The organism is Micromonospora sp. NPDC127501, from assembly GCF_040302185.1.
Classification (GTDB): Bacteria; Actinomycetota; Actinomycetes; order Mycobacteriales; family Micromonosporaceae; genus Micromonospora.
Genome location: NZ_JBEORJ010000012.1, coordinates 171,933 through 186,641 on the forward strand (window position 1 = coordinate 171,933; position 14,709 = coordinate 186,641).

At 73.2% G+C, this 14,709-nt stretch carries 15 protein-coding genes; 4 read left to right on the forward strand and 11 right to left on the reverse strand.

Annotation, left to right across the window (positions count from 1 at the left end; all coding sequences use genetic code 11):
• Positions 1-26: 26 nt before the first annotated feature.
• Genes ABTW72_RS25605 through ABTW72_RS25620 form a run of 4 tightly spaced genes read left to right on the forward strand, consistent with a single transcriptional unit; the run spans position 27 to position 3,364 of the window.
• Positions 27-1,010 (forward strand): carbohydrate ABC transporter permease, encoded by a 984-nt coding sequence (locus tag ABTW72_RS25605; protein ID WP_350862520.1) that lies wholly within the window; start codon positions 27-29, stop codon positions 1,008-1,010.
• Positions 1,010-1,897 (forward strand): carbohydrate ABC transporter permease, encoded by an 888-nt coding sequence (locus tag ABTW72_RS25610; protein ID WP_350862522.1) that lies wholly within the window; start codon positions 1,010-1,012, stop codon positions 1,895-1,897. Before ABTW72_RS25605 ends, ABTW72_RS25610 begins: the two co-directional genes overlap by 1 nt.
• On the forward strand, positions 1,881-2,522 hold the full coding sequence (locus tag ABTW72_RS25615) for a hypothetical protein (protein WP_350862524.1): 642 nt from the start codon (positions 1,881-1,883) through the stop codon (positions 2,520-2,522). Before ABTW72_RS25610 ends, ABTW72_RS25615 begins: the two co-directional genes overlap by 17 nt.
• Positions 2,519-3,364, forward strand: coding sequence for a DUF6807 domain-containing protein (locus ABTW72_RS25620; RefSeq protein ID WP_350862526.1), 846 nt, complete (start codon positions 2,519-2,521; stop codon positions 3,362-3,364). Before ABTW72_RS25615 ends, ABTW72_RS25620 begins: the two co-directional genes overlap by 4 nt.
• Positions 3,365-3,383: 19 nt before the next feature.
• Here the strand turns inward: ABTW72_RS25620 and ABTW72_RS25625 are convergent, their stop codons facing one another.
• Genes ABTW72_RS25625 through ABTW72_RS25675 form a run of 11 tightly spaced genes read right to left on the reverse strand, consistent with a single transcriptional unit; the run spans position 3,384 to position 14,512 of the window.
• Positions 3,384-5,618 carry a hypothetical protein gene (locus ABTW72_RS25625; protein ID WP_350862528.1) on the reverse strand — a complete coding sequence of 745 codons (2,235 nt, stop codon included), beginning with the start codon at positions 5,616-5,618 and terminating at the stop codon, positions 3,384-3,386.
• Between the two features lie 50 nt (positions 5,619-5,668).
• Entirely contained in the window at positions 5,669-6,424 is a 756-nt protein-coding gene (locus ABTW72_RS25630; protein ID WP_350862530.1) for a hypothetical protein, read from the reverse strand.
• A gap of 30 nt (positions 6,425-6,454) precedes the next feature.
• Positions 6,455-6,916 carry a hypothetical protein gene (locus ABTW72_RS25635; RefSeq protein WP_350862532.1) on the reverse strand — a complete coding sequence of 154 codons (462 nt, stop codon included), beginning with the start codon at positions 6,914-6,916 and terminating at the stop codon, positions 6,455-6,457.
• Positions 6,913-7,842 carry a carbohydrate-binding protein gene (locus tag ABTW72_RS25640; protein WP_350862533.1) on the reverse strand — a complete coding sequence of 310 codons (930 nt, stop codon included), beginning with the start codon at positions 7,840-7,842 and terminating at the stop codon, positions 6,913-6,915. The genes ABTW72_RS25635 and ABTW72_RS25640 overlap by 4 nt, the downstream gene beginning before the upstream one ends.
• Positions 7,839-8,354, reverse strand: a complete 516-nt coding sequence (locus ABTW72_RS25645) for a phage tail protein (protein WP_350862535.1) — start codon at positions 8,352-8,354, stop codon at positions 7,839-7,841. The genes ABTW72_RS25640 and ABTW72_RS25645 overlap by 4 nt, the downstream gene beginning before the upstream one ends.
• On the reverse strand, positions 8,335-11,007 hold the full coding sequence (locus ABTW72_RS25650) for a putative baseplate assembly protein (RefSeq protein WP_350862537.1): 2,673 nt from the start codon (positions 11,005-11,007) through the stop codon (positions 8,335-8,337). The genes ABTW72_RS25645 and ABTW72_RS25650 overlap by 20 nt, the downstream gene beginning before the upstream one ends.
• Positions 11,004-11,438 (reverse strand): GPW/gp25 family protein, encoded by a 435-nt coding sequence (locus tag ABTW72_RS25655; RefSeq protein ID WP_350862539.1) that lies wholly within the window; start codon positions 11,436-11,438, stop codon positions 11,004-11,006. The genes ABTW72_RS25650 and ABTW72_RS25655 overlap by 4 nt, the downstream gene beginning before the upstream one ends.
• Positions 11,435-11,773, reverse strand: coding sequence for a hypothetical protein (locus tag ABTW72_RS25660; RefSeq protein ID WP_350862541.1), 339 nt, complete (start codon positions 11,771-11,773; stop codon positions 11,435-11,437). The genes ABTW72_RS25655 and ABTW72_RS25660 overlap by 4 nt, the downstream gene beginning before the upstream one ends.
• Positions 11,773-13,365 carry a contractile injection system protein, VgrG/Pvc8 family gene (locus tag ABTW72_RS25665; RefSeq protein ID WP_350862543.1) on the reverse strand — a complete coding sequence of 531 codons (1,593 nt, stop codon included), beginning with the start codon at positions 13,363-13,365 and terminating at the stop codon, positions 11,773-11,775. The genes ABTW72_RS25660 and ABTW72_RS25665 overlap by 1 nt, the downstream gene beginning before the upstream one ends.
• On the reverse strand, positions 13,362-14,234 hold the full coding sequence (locus ABTW72_RS25670; RefSeq protein WP_350862545.1) for a CIS tube protein: 873 nt from the start codon (positions 14,232-14,234) through the stop codon (positions 13,362-13,364). The genes ABTW72_RS25665 and ABTW72_RS25670 overlap by 4 nt, the downstream gene beginning before the upstream one ends.
• Positions 14,234-14,512: a hypothetical protein gene (locus ABTW72_RS25675; RefSeq protein WP_350862547.1), complete on the reverse strand. Its 279-nt coding sequence runs from the start codon at positions 14,510-14,512 to the stop codon at positions 14,234-14,236. The genes ABTW72_RS25670 and ABTW72_RS25675 overlap by 1 nt, the downstream gene beginning before the upstream one ends.
• Positions 14,513-14,709 lie beyond the last annotated feature (197 nt).

Genomic DNA, 14,709 nt, shown 5'->3' on the forward strand with positions numbered 1-14,709 from the left:
CGTCAAGGCGAGGAGAGGAGCTGTTCGTGGCGTTGACCACGGCACCCGACCCGACCCGACGCGGCCCCGGATCCGACCGGGCCCACGCTGACAGGCGTGGGCCCGGACGCTTCCGGCACAGCGAAGGTCTGGCGGGGTACGTCTTCCTGTCGCCGTGGCTCATCGGCCTGATGGGTGTCACGGCAATCCCCATGCTGCTGTCGCTCTACCTGAGCTTCACCAACTACGACATCCTCACCCCGTTCTCCGAGGTGGAGTGGGTGGGGCTGGCCAACTACGAACGCATGTTCACCGCCGACCCGTCGTACTGGCACGCGGTGCGGGTCACACTGACCTTCGCGCTGATCGCCGTACCGCTGAAGCTGGCCGCGGCGCTCGGCGTGGCGCTGCTGCTCAACCGCGCCTGGCGCGGCGTCGGGCTGTTCCGCGGGTTGTTCTATCTGCCGTCGCTGCTCGGCGGCAGCGTCGCGCTGGCCATCGTCTGGGTGAACATGTTCAACCGCGACGGCGCGTTCAACTCGCTGCTGAGCCTCTTCGGCATCACCGGCAAACCGTGGGTGAACGACCCCGACTGGGCCCTCGAAACACTGATGGTGCTGGCCATCTGGCAGTTCGGCGCACCGATGGTGATCTTCCTGGCCGGGCTCAAGCAGGTGCCCACCGAGCTGTACGAGGCCGCGTCGGTCGACGGGGCCGGCCGGTTCCGTCAGTTCCGCAACGTCACCCTGCCGATGCTCTCCCCGGTCATCTTCTTCAACCTGGTACTGGAGACCATCAACGGCTTCCAGGGCTTCACCGCCGCGTTCGTGCTCAGCAACGGCACCGGCGGCCCGGTCGACTCCACCCTGATGTACACGCTGAACCTCTACATCACCGGCTTCACCGACCTCAACATGGGCTACGCCTCGGCGATGGCCTGGGTGTTCCTGCTCGCCATCGCGGTCATCACCGCGATCTTCTTCAGCACCGGACGGTTCTGGGTGCACTACTCCGACGGGGAGGACCGGTGATGGTGACGGTGACCCCGACGACCGCAGCGCCGCCGACCGCGCGCCGACGACCCGGCGGACGGCCCGTGCTGCGGCTGGTGATCCTGGTGGCGATCGTCGTCGTCGTGCTCTACCCGCTGATCTGGATGGTGGGCACCTCGCTGAAGTCCCAGGAGGAGATCGTCAACAACGTCGGGCTGCTGCCCGAGCGTTTCACCCCGGGCAACTACACCACCGGGTGGTCCAACTTCGACGTCAGCTTCGGCCGGTTCTTCCTCAACAGCGCCATGGTCAGCCTGCTCACCGTCATCGGCAACGGGCTCTCCTGCCTGCTGGCCGCGTACGCCTTCGCCCGGCTGCGGTTCCGGCTGCGCGGCATGTGGTTCGCCGTCATGATCGGCACACTGCTGCTGCCCCAGCACGTGCTGATCGTTCCGCAGTACATCCTGTTCCGCACGCTCGGGCTGGTCGGCGGTGACTGGCCCTACCTGCCGCTGCTCATCCCGCAGTTCCTGGCCACCGAGGCGTTCTTCGTCTTCCTCATGGTGCAGTTCATGCGGGGCGTCCCCCGGGAGCTGGACGAGGCGGCCCGCATCGACGGCGCCGGCCCGTTCGGCATCTTCCGGCACATCATCCTGCCGTTGAGCCGCCCGGCGCTGGTCACCACGGCGATCTTCTCGTTCATCTGGACCTGGAACGACTTCTTCCGCCAACTGGTCTTCCTGTCCCAACTGGAGGACTACACCGTTCCGGTCGCGCTGACCCTGTTCATCGACTCGACCAGCCAGAGCGCGGTCGGCCCGATGTTCGCCATGTCGGTGCTGTCGCTGCTGCCGGTCTTCCTGTTCTTCGTCGCGTTCCAGCGGATGCTCGTCGAGGGGATCAACACCAGTGGTATCAAGGGCTGAACCCGCCGACACCGGCGGGCGGCGGGACTGGCGCGACGTCGCCCGCGACGCCGCCGACCTGGCACTGCTGGGCATCCTGTTGACCCTCGCGGCGATGCCCCTGCTCACCGCCGCCGCGGCCGCGGGCACGGCCAGCGCGGCGGTGCACGACTGGACGCGTACCGGCAGTTGGCCGTCGGCGCGCACGACACTGCGCCGGTTCGGCCGTGCGGTGCTGCCCGGTGTGCCGGTCAGCCTGCTCGCGCTCGCCGGCGCCGCGCTGCTCGTCGCCGACCTGGCGGCGCTGGCCACCGGCCGGGTGCCGGGCGGCCCGGCTGCGCTGCTCGTGACGGCGCTGATCGCGGCCGGCCTGGCCGGCTACGCCGGGCTGGTCGTCGTCGAGGTGGGCGGCAACGAGGGCGGGCAGTGGCGGGCCTCGGCCCGTGCCGCCGCCCGCGCCTGCCTCGACGCGCCCACCCGTTGGGCGGCGCTCACCGGGGTCGTCGCGCTGGCCGGGCTGCTCACCGTCCTGGTCACCCCGGTCGCGGTGCCGATCCTCGCCGGCTACACAGTGGCCGCCCTGCACGCCGTCACCGTCCGCCGGCCGGCCCCGGTCGCCGTCGCCGGCCGCCGGGAGATGCCGTGAGCGGGGAGCCGGTGCGGCTGACGGCCGGGGCCACGGAGGTGGCCGAGTACGTGCTCGACCCGGCGCTGGACGCGCGACACGGGCCCCGACCGTACCTGCACCCGGTACGCACGCTCGGCGGAACTGTGGTCACCGACGCGCTTCCCGCCGACCACGTGTGGCACCTCGGCGCGTCCCTCGCGGTGCAGGACGTCGACGGCAGCAACCTCTGGGGCGGGCGTACGTACGTCCGCGACGTCGGCTACACCTGGCGGGACGACCACGGCGTCATCGCGCACACCGGCGAGGTCGAACGGTCCCCGGGCCGGTACGCGCACGATCTCCAGTGGCGCGACCGGGCCGGCGGAGTGCTGCTGACCGAGCGAAGGTGGCTCGCCGCGTCGGTGGTCGCGCCGGACGCCTGGCGGCTCGATGTGGAGTCCGTTCTCGTCGCCCCGGACGACCGGGAGATCCGGCTGGGCAGCCCGGCCACCAACGGCCGCCCGGGCGGGGCCGGCTACGGCGGGTTCTTCTGGCGGGCCGCCGCCGACGGCGAACCGGCCGTGTTCACCGCCGACGCGGCCGGAGAGGAGACGGTCAACGGCAGCGCGGCGCCGTGGCTCGCGCTGACCGGCGTCGGGTCGGGCGGCGGGGCGTACACCCTGGTCTTCGCGGGCCTCGGCCACCACGACCGGTGGTTCGTGCGGACCGGGATGTATCCGGGGGTCTGTGTGGCGTTCGCGTTCGACCGCCCGGCGGTGGTGCCGGTCGGTGGGAGCCGGCACGGCCGGTACCTGGTGTGGGTGGCCGACGGGACCCTCGACCGGGATGGTGTCGCCGCCCTGGTCGCGACGGTGCCGTGAAGCCACGTGGGCCCGGTGGTCAGCCGGATCGGTCGGTCAGCTCACGGATGGCCACCTGGTACGCGGCCTGGGTGTGGTACGGCCAGTGCCCTTCGATCGGTGGCGGTACGGTGTCCGCCGGGTCGATGGTCAGGCTGCGGGGGTCACGCAGTCGGATGTCGACACCGCCAGGCGGGGTGGCGCCGGGCGGTGGGCCGTCCGGGCCGGCAGGGAAGATCGGCCCGCCGATCGGGTCGGTGTCGCGCCACAGGTTGCGCCACCGCCACCCGATCCGCCCGCCCACGTCGCGCAGCGTCCGTGGCCCGAGGTACGCCGGGTAGAGCCGCGCGTAGGTGCGTTGCAGCGGTGAGCCGTAGGTCAACAGCGAGACCCGGGCCAGCACCGACGGCGGTAGTTGCAGAATGGTGGCCACGGCGAGCACCGAGCCGTGGCTGTGCCCGGAGATGACCACCGGTCCCCGCGCGGTCAACCCGGTGACCCGTTTGGCCAGCTCCGGGACGGCGCGGGCCGCGTAGCAGGGCGGCGCGAACGGGTGGACCGTGCGGGGCCAGAACGTGCCAAGGTCCCACAGCACCGCCACCACCCGCCGGGTCTGGGCCGACCGGTACGCGCGGAAACCGAGGATCATGAGGCAGATCACCAGCAGGCTGATCACCCAGACACCGGCGTCGGTGACGTAGGCGGCGAGCGCGGCGGCCGCGCCACCGTGCCCGCCGAGGCGGTCCGCGAGCTGGGTGGGACCGATCCCGATCACGTCGAAGGCGACGGTGACCAGACCGAGCGACGCGATCGCCAGGAACGCGATCAGCACCGGGCCCAGCTCCTCGGTGATCCGGGACCGGGCGATGGTCTCCCGGACCAGGCGCAGCCGGTGCGCGTCCTGCGCCGGCACGTCGGGGTAGTCCCGTTCGATGATCCGCGCCGCCAGTCTCCGTCGCCGCCGGCGGGTCAGCAGGAGGGTGGCCGAGGTCACCGCCGCGCCGATCAGCAGCGCGGCGAGCCCGGCGAGCGCCGCCCACCAGTAGGCCACCGGCGGTTCCAGCGGGCCGACGATCGGCGGGTTGGGCCGGATCGGATCGGGGATGTCGCCGTGGTCGAGGACGTCCGCGACGCGGTAGACCAGTGTCGCGGTGAAGGCGGCGCCGACGCTCACCGCCGCCGCCGCCATGATCGGGGTGCCGAGCCCGCGCAGGAAGGGACGCTCGTCGCCGCGGGCGGCGCGCTGGCGGGTGTACGTGACGACGGTGAGCACGACGAGCAGGACGCCCTGCGTGGCGACCACCCCGGCGGCGGCGCCCTCGTACCCGGGCAGCTTGCCCAAGCCGGCCGGTGCCGGGTCCGCGAGTGTGGCGGTGCCGAGGCAGCACACGGTCACCACGACGGTGACCGCCCAGAGGGGGCGCAGGAACCGTCGGGCCGCCGCCGGGCTGGCCGGCACGGGCAGGGCGAGCAGGACCACCTCGACCACGAGCAGCCCGACGGCGATCCCGAACAGGAGGCCGTGACCGGGCGCGCCCACCCCACCCGGTGAGATGCCGGCGAGCAGTGCGACGTTCAGCGTCCCGACGCCGAGCACCACGTGCAGCTGGCGCAGCCAACCGGTGGTCTGCTCGTCCTGCCAGAAGTCGGCGTCGGTGAGGCTGGCGGTCCGGTCGCCGGGCCGGTGTTGCGCCGACGACGGGCCGAACCCCTCGAAGGCCCGTGCCGACCGGGTGCCGATGGCCCAGACGACCCGCAGCGCCAGCAGCGGAACGATCGACAGCAGGGCCAGCCGGGGCCCGGTCGGGAGGGTGTGCAGCCAGGCCAGGTAGGGGCGGCTGGCCCGGCACCCGGGGTACGGCACGCACTGCCAGCCGACCAGGTCCAGGGTGACGCCCACCGCCGCCAGCATGAACGTGGCCGTCAGGGTGCCGGCGAGCAACCGGCACAGCGCGCCGAGCAGCCCCCACCGGTCGCGCCCCGGTGGCCGGAGCCAGATCGCCAGGTTGCTCAGCATGAAGGGCAGTAGCAGCAACATCGAGGCCGTCCGGACCGCCGCGCCGGCGGTCAACGAACCCCAGCGGTACGCCTCGACGGCAACGTCGTCGGTGGCGCCGCCGGCGGTGCCGCTGCCCGGCCGGGGCCGGAAGAAGCCGGCGTGCGTGTCTCCGGCGACCCGGACCACCATCGGGTGGTCGAGGATGCGTTCGGCGGTGACTCCGGAGATGCCGTGTACTCGCAGCTCGACGGCGTCGCGCCCCGGCGTCCTGTCCACGCCGTCAGGGTCACAGACAATCCACCCGGGCGCTGCCGATCCCGCAAACGTCAACGGGCGGGGAGGGCTGCGGTGACGCGGACGGCCTTGACGATCGCCGGGATGGAGCCGATCAACAGCACCAGCCCCCAGATGATCGCGATGATCGCGAACACCAGCGCCGCCACGTCGTCGACGATGCTGACCAGGATCACCGGCACCAGGTTGTGCAGGAACTCCAGCACGACAGTGCACAGCAGGGTGGTGAGGATCAGCAGGACGAGGCCCTTGTTCTGCAGGAAGCGCGGCTGGGCCAGCACCAGCATCCCGGCCCACACCAGCTTGAGCAGCAGCACCAACCCGAGCAGCACCGCCGCCTCGCCGACCGGAAAGAACCCCCACAGCGCCAGGTACGCCAGGGTGCCGAACGGGACGGCCAGGAACAGCGACACCATGATGGACAGCTCGACGAACGCGACGACCAGCGCGACCAGCGCGACGATGATCAGGATGATCGAGAAGATCAGGCTGGCGACGCCCTGCACCCGACCCTGGACACGCTCGGGCAGCAGCAGGCCCAGGCAGAACAGCCCGGTGCTCCAGACCGCCACCGCGTCGATCAACGCCAGGTAGCCGGTGCCCCGGCCGGACGGTTCGCTGACACCGGACACGTCGTCGATCTCCACGTCCAGTGCGCCGGCGCTGTCCGCGAGGGCCGCACCGGCGTCGGCGCCGCCGAGCAGCATCCCGGCACCGAGTTCCACCCCGATCGCCAGGACGATGGCGAGCATGGCCAGCAGCAGGAACGGCTTGCGGAGATCACCCACGGCGGTACCTTCCTCTCAGTCCAGGTCGGGTCAGGAGGTGGCCACGGCGACCGTGCAACCGCCCAGGCCGGGACAGACCAGGCCCACCTCGGTGGCCTGATCGACGGCGATCTTCGCCACCGCACCGGTGCCGTCCGCCGCCGGCTCGACCTCGTCGCGGATGGTGAGGTCGGCGTCGCCGGGTGCCGGGGCGACGACAGTGAACCGCGCCGCGCTGCGCAGCACCAGGGTGCGCAGCCCGCCCGGGTCCGCGACCCGCACCACGCAGCTGCCGGTGAACTCCAACCGGCCCACCGCGTCGGCGCAGTCGGCGCTGACCGTCGCCGGATCCACAGCGGAACGCTCGCCGCCCAGCGCGCCCAACCGGTCGACGAACCCGTGCCGGGCCCCCGGATCACCCCGGTCGTCACGGCCCGCGCCGACCGCGACCACGAACAGCGCCACCAGCAGGACGGCGAGCAACCCCAGCAGCGCCTTCTGCCGACCACTCATCGCGCCACGGCCTGCGCCACGATCTCGGTGAACCGGATCTCGTCGACGCCCGCGAAGTAGCGGTTCGTGCCCTGCGTCTTGCCGACCACCAGCAGCGTGACCTGGTGCGGGCCCTTGGTGAGCCGGACCGTGCCGACGTCCAGGAACTCCGTCTTCCGCACCGTCGGCGTGAAGCCGAGGAACGTGCCGCCGACCTGGTTGCCGTCGATGGCGAAGACGGTGTTGGCGTAGTCGAAGGAGGTGGTGCGCACCGCGGCGAAACGCCAGGTGCCGTCGGCCGGGATCTGCACCGTCACGGTGACCTTGTCGCCGATGGCCAGCCCCTGGAAGAACAACTGCTTGTCGCCGGACCAGGTCACCCCGCAACAGTTGGGTTGGGCCTCCACCTTCGCCCCGCTCTTCTTCGGGGAGTCCACCACCGCGCCCGGCACCAGGCTCTCCGCCTCGACGGTGACCACCCGCGGCTCGCCCGGTGCCGGCTCGCCGTCGCGGGTCAGCAACACCACCCCCACGGCGACCACCACCAGCACCAACGCCGCGGCGGCGGCGATCCACAACCACGGGGTACGCCGTGGCGGCGCGACCGCCCGCACCTCGTACGTGACCCGGCCGCTGGAGCGGGAGCTCTCCTCCGGCGCGGTGTTCGCCGAGTACGCGAACCCGGTCATGTCGTAGCGGCGGGCCGGGGTGCCGGCCGGCACGGCGAGCTTGACCAGGAACGACACCGAGCCCTGGCCGGGTACCACCCGTTGGGGTTCGGCGACGGTGAACCACGCCCGCTGGGAGCCGTCACCGGGTGCCACGTCGAACACCACGGTGTCTGGCGCGTTGCCCGGGTTGGAGACGGTGAAGGTCAGCTCGCCGCTGTTGCGCGGGTCGAGGGTGAACTGCTCGGCGGCGGCGACGACCGCCCACTCGGTGGTCATGACGACTCCTCTTCCAGGACGATCTCGACAGTGGCCGAGGCGGGTTTCTCCGCCTCGACGATGCGGGTGATCACGGCGAGCTGACCGGCGGCGGCGACCGGCACCCGCACCACGACGTGGAAGGCCCGCTCGGCGGGCTCGTCGATGACGAAGCCCGACATCCCGGTGGCCAGTTCCAGGGCTCGGCGCATTCCGTAGGGGGTGCCGCGCCAGCGGGCCAGCAGGGCGGCGTTGGCCACCAGGTCACGCAGCCGACCCACCGGCAGCGGCAGCGGGGTGTCCGGCCGGGGCGAGGCCACCACGTGGTCCATGGCCACCCAGCGGGTCAACCGCACGACCAGCCCGTCCGGTGCCCGGTACGGGTCGAACAGCGCGTCCACCTCGGCGAGGATCGCCTCGTCCGGGGCGTGCAGCCCCTCCATCACGTCCAGCAGCGCCCAGAGCACGCTGCGCGGCACGCAGGCCCGCTGGTAGGCGGCGGGCAGCAGCCGTTCAATCGCCGAGCGTCGCATCCTGGCGCACCACCTCGATGTCGTGCTCGCCGGAGCAGAGCAGCCAGGTATCGGGAACGGTCACCACGTCGGCGGTGGCCTGGTTGGCGCTGGGCGTCCAGGTGACGGCGTCGGCGCTGCGGTGCACGCCGCGTTCGCCGCCGGCCAGGATCAACCGCTCCGCCGCGCTGGTGCCGCCGGCTGTCGCGCCGGCGGCCGTCGGGCCGCTCACCGCGATGGCGTCGACCGGCACGAACCGGGTCCGGTCCCGCAACGGCAACCCGCAGTTCACCGACACCGCCTGCCACTGCGGCTGGGCGGCCAGGGTGTCCAGCCGCAGCACCCCGCCGCTCTGCGTGGCCGCCACCGCCTGCTGACCGGTGAACGCGAGGTCCCGGCAGGTGCCGCCGAGCCACCCGGCCTGCATCGACTGCCACTTCACGTCGGACTCGAACAGCCGGGTGCGGTGGCAGCCCTGGCCGGGCTTCTTCGGATCCGGTTCGCCGGCGCCGCTCCACAGCAGGGTTGCCGGGCCGTCGTACTGCACGGCGAGGACCCGGTTGTCCACGTTGGCCAGACCGACGTGGCTGAAGCTGCCGGGTCGGCCGCCGCTGGTCGACAGGTACACCCCGAAGCTGGCCTGCGCGGCCACCGCCACCCCCGGCGCGCCCCGCTCGGAGACGAACGTGCGGACCGCGTAGAAGCCCCGGTCGGCGTCCGACGGGTCGACCAGGATCTGCAACGGCACCGCCCCGGGCAGCAGCGACACCTCGTACAGGCCGGTGTCGGTGGCCACCAGCAGCGCGCCCGCGCCGTCGCGGTCCAGCCAGGCCACGTCGGAGATCCGCGAGTCCAGGTCGGTGAGCAGTGACCACGTCTCGCCCAGGTCGGTGCTCAGGTGCACCCGGGAGCCGCCCGAGGCGCGCAGCGTCACCACGGCCACCGAGCCGGGACGCGCCACGATGCCCGGTCGTACCGGCGCGGGCGCGGGCGCCACCCGCAGCACCGTCTCGTCGTCGAAGCGACCGGCCGGTTCCCAACCCGCGCCGCCGTTGCTGGAGCGGAACAACACCGAGCCTCGCCCGGCATACCAGGTGCGCGGCTGGTACTGGTCCACGGCGAGGGCGCGGACCTCGGCGTCGGGGGCCTCGTCGACCACGAACCGCACCGACTCGACGTAACGCACCCCCGGCTCGGCGTGCTCCAGCAGCCGGTACACGTTGGACGCTCGCAGTGGCTCCCCGAACGGCCAGCCGGTCGGGTTGAGCGCCGTGGGCAGCGGACTCAACGTCTGGTGCAGCCGGTCGTGGATGCGCCGTCGGACCGCGTCCACGTCCTCCTCGCGGCGGACCACCACCCGGGCCCGCACGGACACCGCCTTGAACCGCGCCCAGGTGGCCCGGGAGCGGATGCCGACCATCCGGCGCTCCTCCAGGTCCGCCTCGACCCGGTGGCGCGCCTCGGGCACCTCGTGCTCGCGCAGCACCGCAACCGGCAGCCGACCGCCCGGTCGGGCCGCCTCCGGCACGTACGGCACCAGCACCACCTCGACCTCGCCCGGCCGGGCGAAGCTGTACACCGCCGCGCGGGTGAACGCCCGCGCCCGCGCCACCGCACCGGAGCTGGTCGCGAGGACCTCGAAGTCGCGGGCGGTGACCGCCCGCTGCTGGGCGAAGAACTCGTACGGGCCGCGCAGCAGCACCGACTCCAGCGCCTCCATCTCCCGGCCTCCCGCCGCCGGGGCGGGGTTGTCCACGCGTACCCCGGGTAGTGGATCGCGCAGGCTGGTCAGCGTGCCCGCCGCCACGTTGCCGGTGGGTCCGCCACCGGCGCGGTACCAGAGCCGGATCTGCCGTCCGGCCGGCGGCACCGCCGCGACGGTCACCGGCGGTACGGTGCTCGTCGGCGCGGCCGCGTCGTCCGTGGCCTCGCCGTGCGGGGTCCCCCCGGCGGGGGGCCGCAGGTCGAGGGCCGGGGCGAAGATGACAGTGCCGGAGCAGCGGTCGACCAGGTACGCCTTGGCCTGCGGACCGAGCCCGGCGAAGCTGTCCACCGGCTGCCAGATCTCGAACGTGCGACCGTCGTGCTCGCGGGCCGCCGCGCCCAGTTCGACAGTGCCGGCCGGCACCTCCACCCCGAGCAGCAGGTCCAGCGCCTCGGCGGTGTGTGTCAGCGGCGCGTGCGCCGCGCGCAGCACCTGCCCCGGCTGGCCGGTGCCCACCCCGAGCAACTCCGCCTCGACCGGTTCGCAGTGGTGCATCCGTACCGTCACCGACGTCTCGTCAGCGGGCAACAGCGTCGGCTCGGTGGTGACGAACACGACCGGCCGAGGGTCCGCGCCCCGGGCCGCGGCGACCCGCAGCCCGGCCGGGATCCGGACCGCGCCGCGGTCGGTGCCGGTACGGGTGAACCGGACGTCCGCCCAGGCCGCGGTCGGCGCGTGCCGGGTGACCCCGAGCAGGTTCAGAAACGAGACGTACGCCTTCTCCGGCAACTGGTTCAACCGGTAGATCATCACCTCGGTGAGGTGTGCGAACGTCTCCACCAGCGCCATGCCGGGGTCGTGCGCGGACAGGTCGGTCCACGCCGGGCAGGACTGGCGGATCCGTTCCCGGGCCTCGGTGACCAGGTCGAGGAAGCCGCGATCGTCCAGGTGCGGCACGGGCAGCGTCATGACCCTCCTCCCTGGGCGGGCTCGTCGACCGGGAGCAGGTCCACGGAGAAGACCAGTTGCCCGGGGGTCAGGCTGGCCCGCACCCGGTAGTCCAACCGGATCACCAACCGCCACGCGTCGTCCGGGTCCGGCCCGGCGTCCACGTCGATCACCTCGACCCGGGGCTCCCAACGGGCGATGGCCTGCCGGACGTAGTGGATGGCCAGACCAGCCGTGGTGTCGTCGTTGGGCGCGAAGACCAACCGGTGCAGCCGGGAGCCGTACCCGGGTCGCATCAGCCGCTCGCCCGGCGTGGTCGACAGGAGCAGGAACAGCGCCTGCCGTACGCTCTCGTCGCCCTCGGTCATCGCCAGGCCGCCGGCGGCGGTGAGGGCCAACCCGCCGGTGCGGCCGGCGTCGAAGCCGGCGCCGACGAAGCGGAAGGCCCTCATCGGTCCGCCCCCAGGAACTGCTGGCGGGCGTCGCGCACCGTGTGCCTGACCAGCCCCGGCGGTGTGCCGTTGGTGAACCCCTCCAGGTGCGACAGCACCACCCGGTGCCCGTCGACGCGGACCCAGTCGCTGTAGCCGACCCGGACGGTCAGCGTCGTCGTGCACGGCTTGATGGTCGGGCCGTAGTTCGGGCAGGCGACGATGGTGCGTCCCTCCGGGTCGTCGTCGACGAGCACGGGCACACCGGTGACGGTCACCCACTGCCGCGAGGGTCGGTTCTCGACCCGGCCGTCGTGATCGCAGGTGATCACGGAGTCACGGTGGATCCAGCGCATCAGCCGCCTCCTTCGTGGTGGGCGCGGGCGAGCGAACGGGCCTGCTCCGCCGCGGTGGTCGGGTCCTCGGTCGAGTCGGCGTGCAGGAAGTCCACGCTGCGGGCACGCACCACCATGGCCCGGCCGGGTGCGGAGATCACCAGGTCGGACGCCGCGTGCAGGGTGACCAGGTCGGGGGTCAGCTCCAGGAAGCTGCCGCCCTCGGTGCCCAGCCGTAGGCTGCGCCGCACGTCGTCGACGACGATCGACTGCCCGCCGGCGGTGCGCATCGTCCAGCGGCGGGCCTTTCCGTCGTCGATGCCCGCGTCGTACGGCTCGACGGCGCCGAACAGCGAACCGAGCACGATGCCCGAGGCCGGCTCGCCGCCGGGCAGCACCACCAGCACGGTGTCACCCGGATCGGGCAGCGCCACCAGACCCTTGCCCGGCCCGGCCCCGGGGCAGAGCACGGCGAGCCAGCCGGCGTCCAGGTCCCCGTACGCCGGCAGGGTCAACCGGACCCGGCCCAGCCCGTCCGGGTCGGCGACGTCGGTGACGCTGCCGAGGGTGACCACCGCCCCGCCGGTCGGGGTCACCGGGGTGGCCGGTGGCACCGTGGAGAAACGGGTCAGGTGCCCGTTGCCGTCCACGGTGTGCACCACCTCGGTCAGCACGTACGTTCCGGCGATCGGGTCGGGCACCCCGCCGAGGTCGACGCGGCGGCCCGGCCGTAGCGCCGGATCGCCCTCGGCCACCCCCTCGGCGGTGGCCAGCGCCGCCGCCCGGGTGTCCAGCCGGGCCTGGGCCAGCGCCGCCAACTCGTCGTCGCTGCGGCCGGGCTGGTCCACGGCGGTGCGAACGCCGTCGGCACCCACGTCGGCCGGGTCCGGGCGGTCGTCGGCGGATCGGCCGCAGCGCGCCTCGTCGACCTGCTGGCTGATCACCTCGGCCCGCTGCGGGTGCCAGCCCAGGGCCGCGCTGGCACCGCTGGCCTGGTCGGTGTTGGTGGACAGCCGCAGGGTGTGCACCCCCGCGCCGAGCGTCAACGCGACCGGCTCCCCGTAGCCGGCGAGGGTGACCAGCCGGACGCCGTCACCGTCGGCGGCCAGGTGCAGCCCGGCCCGGCCGGCCACCTCGCGCAGCAGCTCCAGATCGCTGTGCCGGTGCTGGAGCAGCCGCTCCAACCGGGGGCCGTCGACCTCGGCGGTCACCGTCAGCCCCACCGCGCCGCACATCTCCCGGGCCAGCTCGACGGCGGTCACCGAGGTGAAGACCCGCAACCCCTGCCGCTTGCGCAGCCGGTGCAGCGGGTCGTACGCCCGCAGCCGCAACACGGCCGCCCCGTCGGCGGCGTACTCCACCTCCACGCAGGTGACCTCACCGGTGAACAGGGCGTCCGCGTGGTCGGCGAGCCGTACCTCCAGGGCCGTGCCGGGGCGTACCGCCGGATCGAACGCCCCGGTCCCGGCGGTGGTGGCGAGCACCAACTCGGCCTGGGTGGGCTGGTTGAGCCGGGCCGCCACCCGCAGTGAGCGGACCCGCTGACGAGCCGCGCCGACCAGCTCGACACCGTCGAGCAGGACGATCAACGCCCGGGGCGCGAGGCTGGTCATGGCGTACCCCCGGGACTGCCGGACGCGCTCGGAGCCGCGGCGGTCGGGCCGGTGGCCGCGTCCCACGGCGCGCCGGCGACCGAGGCGCCCAGGCACGACGCTCCGGCGGCCACCGCACCCGCCACCGTCCGCGCCAACCCGCTCACCGAACCGGTGCCGGCGCTCGGTGGGACGGCGAGGGTGGTGCCGGCCGGCACGGCGAGGGGATCGGTGATCCGGTTGTGTTCGGCCAGCAGCCGCCAGCGCAGCGGCGAGCCCAGCGCGTCGTTGGCCAGCAGGTCGAAACGCACACCGGAGCGACCCGGTTCGGCAGCGCCGTCACCGGCGGCGATCACCGCGCTGCCCGGCGCGGCGGTCGGGGTGCTCGCGGCGGCCAACTCCTCGGCGAAGCCGGCCTCGGCCTGATCGGCCGTCTCGGCGGCTCGGACCAGCTTCAGCCGCAGCCAGGACCGCCGCGGCGACCCGGTGCCGGTGAACGCGTCGAACCGTTCCGCGACCGCGATGATCACACCCGGCACGTTCCAGGTCTTGCCCCAGACCAACCGGACCAACGGCGGTCGCAGCCAACCATGCTCGGCCGTGGAATTCTCCGCCAGCATCCACAGCGGACGGGTGAGCACCCGGACGTCGGCCGGACGCAGTTGCGCCTCCACGAAGTCGACGTCGAAGAGCAGGTCCAACACCAGCTCGGTACGGCCCCCGCCGGTGAAGACCAGCGGATCGTCGGCCAGACCGGACCCGGTGAGCTGCCCACCGCCGGCACCCCGCTGCCGTACGCCGGCGAGCCGGGTCACCTGGACGGTTTCCGGGTTGAGCAGGCAGTCCACCCGAACGCCTGAGGAGTCGATGAGGAAGGCGACGCGTTCCATCAGTCACCCGCCTGTTCCCGGTCGAGTCGGATCAGCTGGGCGGTGTCCACCGCCGCGCCGGCGACGGACCACAGTGCGGTGTCGTCGGGCAGTGCCGGCCACGGGTCGACGCTCCGCACCGCCGCGCTGGGCGGCGGCCCGTCGATGCCCGTCGCCCGTCCGCCGTCGCCCGTTCCCGTCCCGCCGTCGCCCGTTCCCGTCCCGGCATCGCGCAGCGCGGCCGGGTGCCCGTGTGGTGCCGGTTCGCCGGGCAGGGCCAGCCAGGGTCCACCGTCCACGAGACGATCCAGGTCGTCGCGCGCAGAGGCCGACGGGTTCCCGGCGCTCGTCGCCGTCGAGCCGGTCCAGGATGCGTCGATCCCGCCCGGGTTCGGCCGGTTCGGAAGGCGGTGCACGACCACCGCGTCCACCGGTGGCGTCCGGCTCGCGCTCGGTGCATCTCCACGCAGGTGCCCGCTCTGGTCCTCCCTGGGCG

Coding starts and splice junctions, on each gene's coding strand:
- ABTW72_RS25610 (WP_350862522.1), top strand. CDS start 1,010: ATGGTGACGGTGACCCCGACGACCGCAGCGCCGCCGACCGCGCGCCGA.
- ABTW72_RS25635 (WP_350862532.1), bottom strand. CDS start 6,916: ATGAGTGGTCGGCAGAAGGCGCTGCTGGGGTTGCTCGCCGTCCTGCTG.
- ABTW72_RS25640 (WP_350862533.1), bottom strand. CDS start 7,842: ATGACCACCGAGTGGGCGGTCGTCGCCGCCGCCGAGCAGTTCACCCTC.
- ABTW72_RS25645 (WP_350862535.1), bottom strand. CDS start 8,354: ATGCGACGCTCGGCGATTGAACGGCTGCTGCCCGCCGCCTACCAGCGG.
- ABTW72_RS25650 (WP_350862537.1), bottom strand. CDS start 11,007: ATGACGCTGCCCGTGCCGCACCTGGACGATCGCGGCTTCCTCGACCTG.
- ABTW72_RS25655 (WP_350862539.1), bottom strand. CDS start 11,438: ATGAGGGCCTTCCGCTTCGTCGGCGCCGGCTTCGACGCCGGCCGCACC.
- ABTW72_RS25660 (WP_350862541.1), bottom strand. CDS start 11,773: ATGCGCTGGATCCACCGTGACTCCGTGATCACCTGCGATCACGACGGC.
- ABTW72_RS25665 (WP_350862543.1), bottom strand. CDS start 13,365: ATGACCAGCCTCGCGCCCCGGGCGTTGATCGTCCTGCTCGACGGTGTC.
- ABTW72_RS25670 (WP_350862545.1), bottom strand. CDS start 14,234: ATGGAACGCGTCGCCTTCCTCATCGACTCCTCAGGCGTTCGGGTGGAC.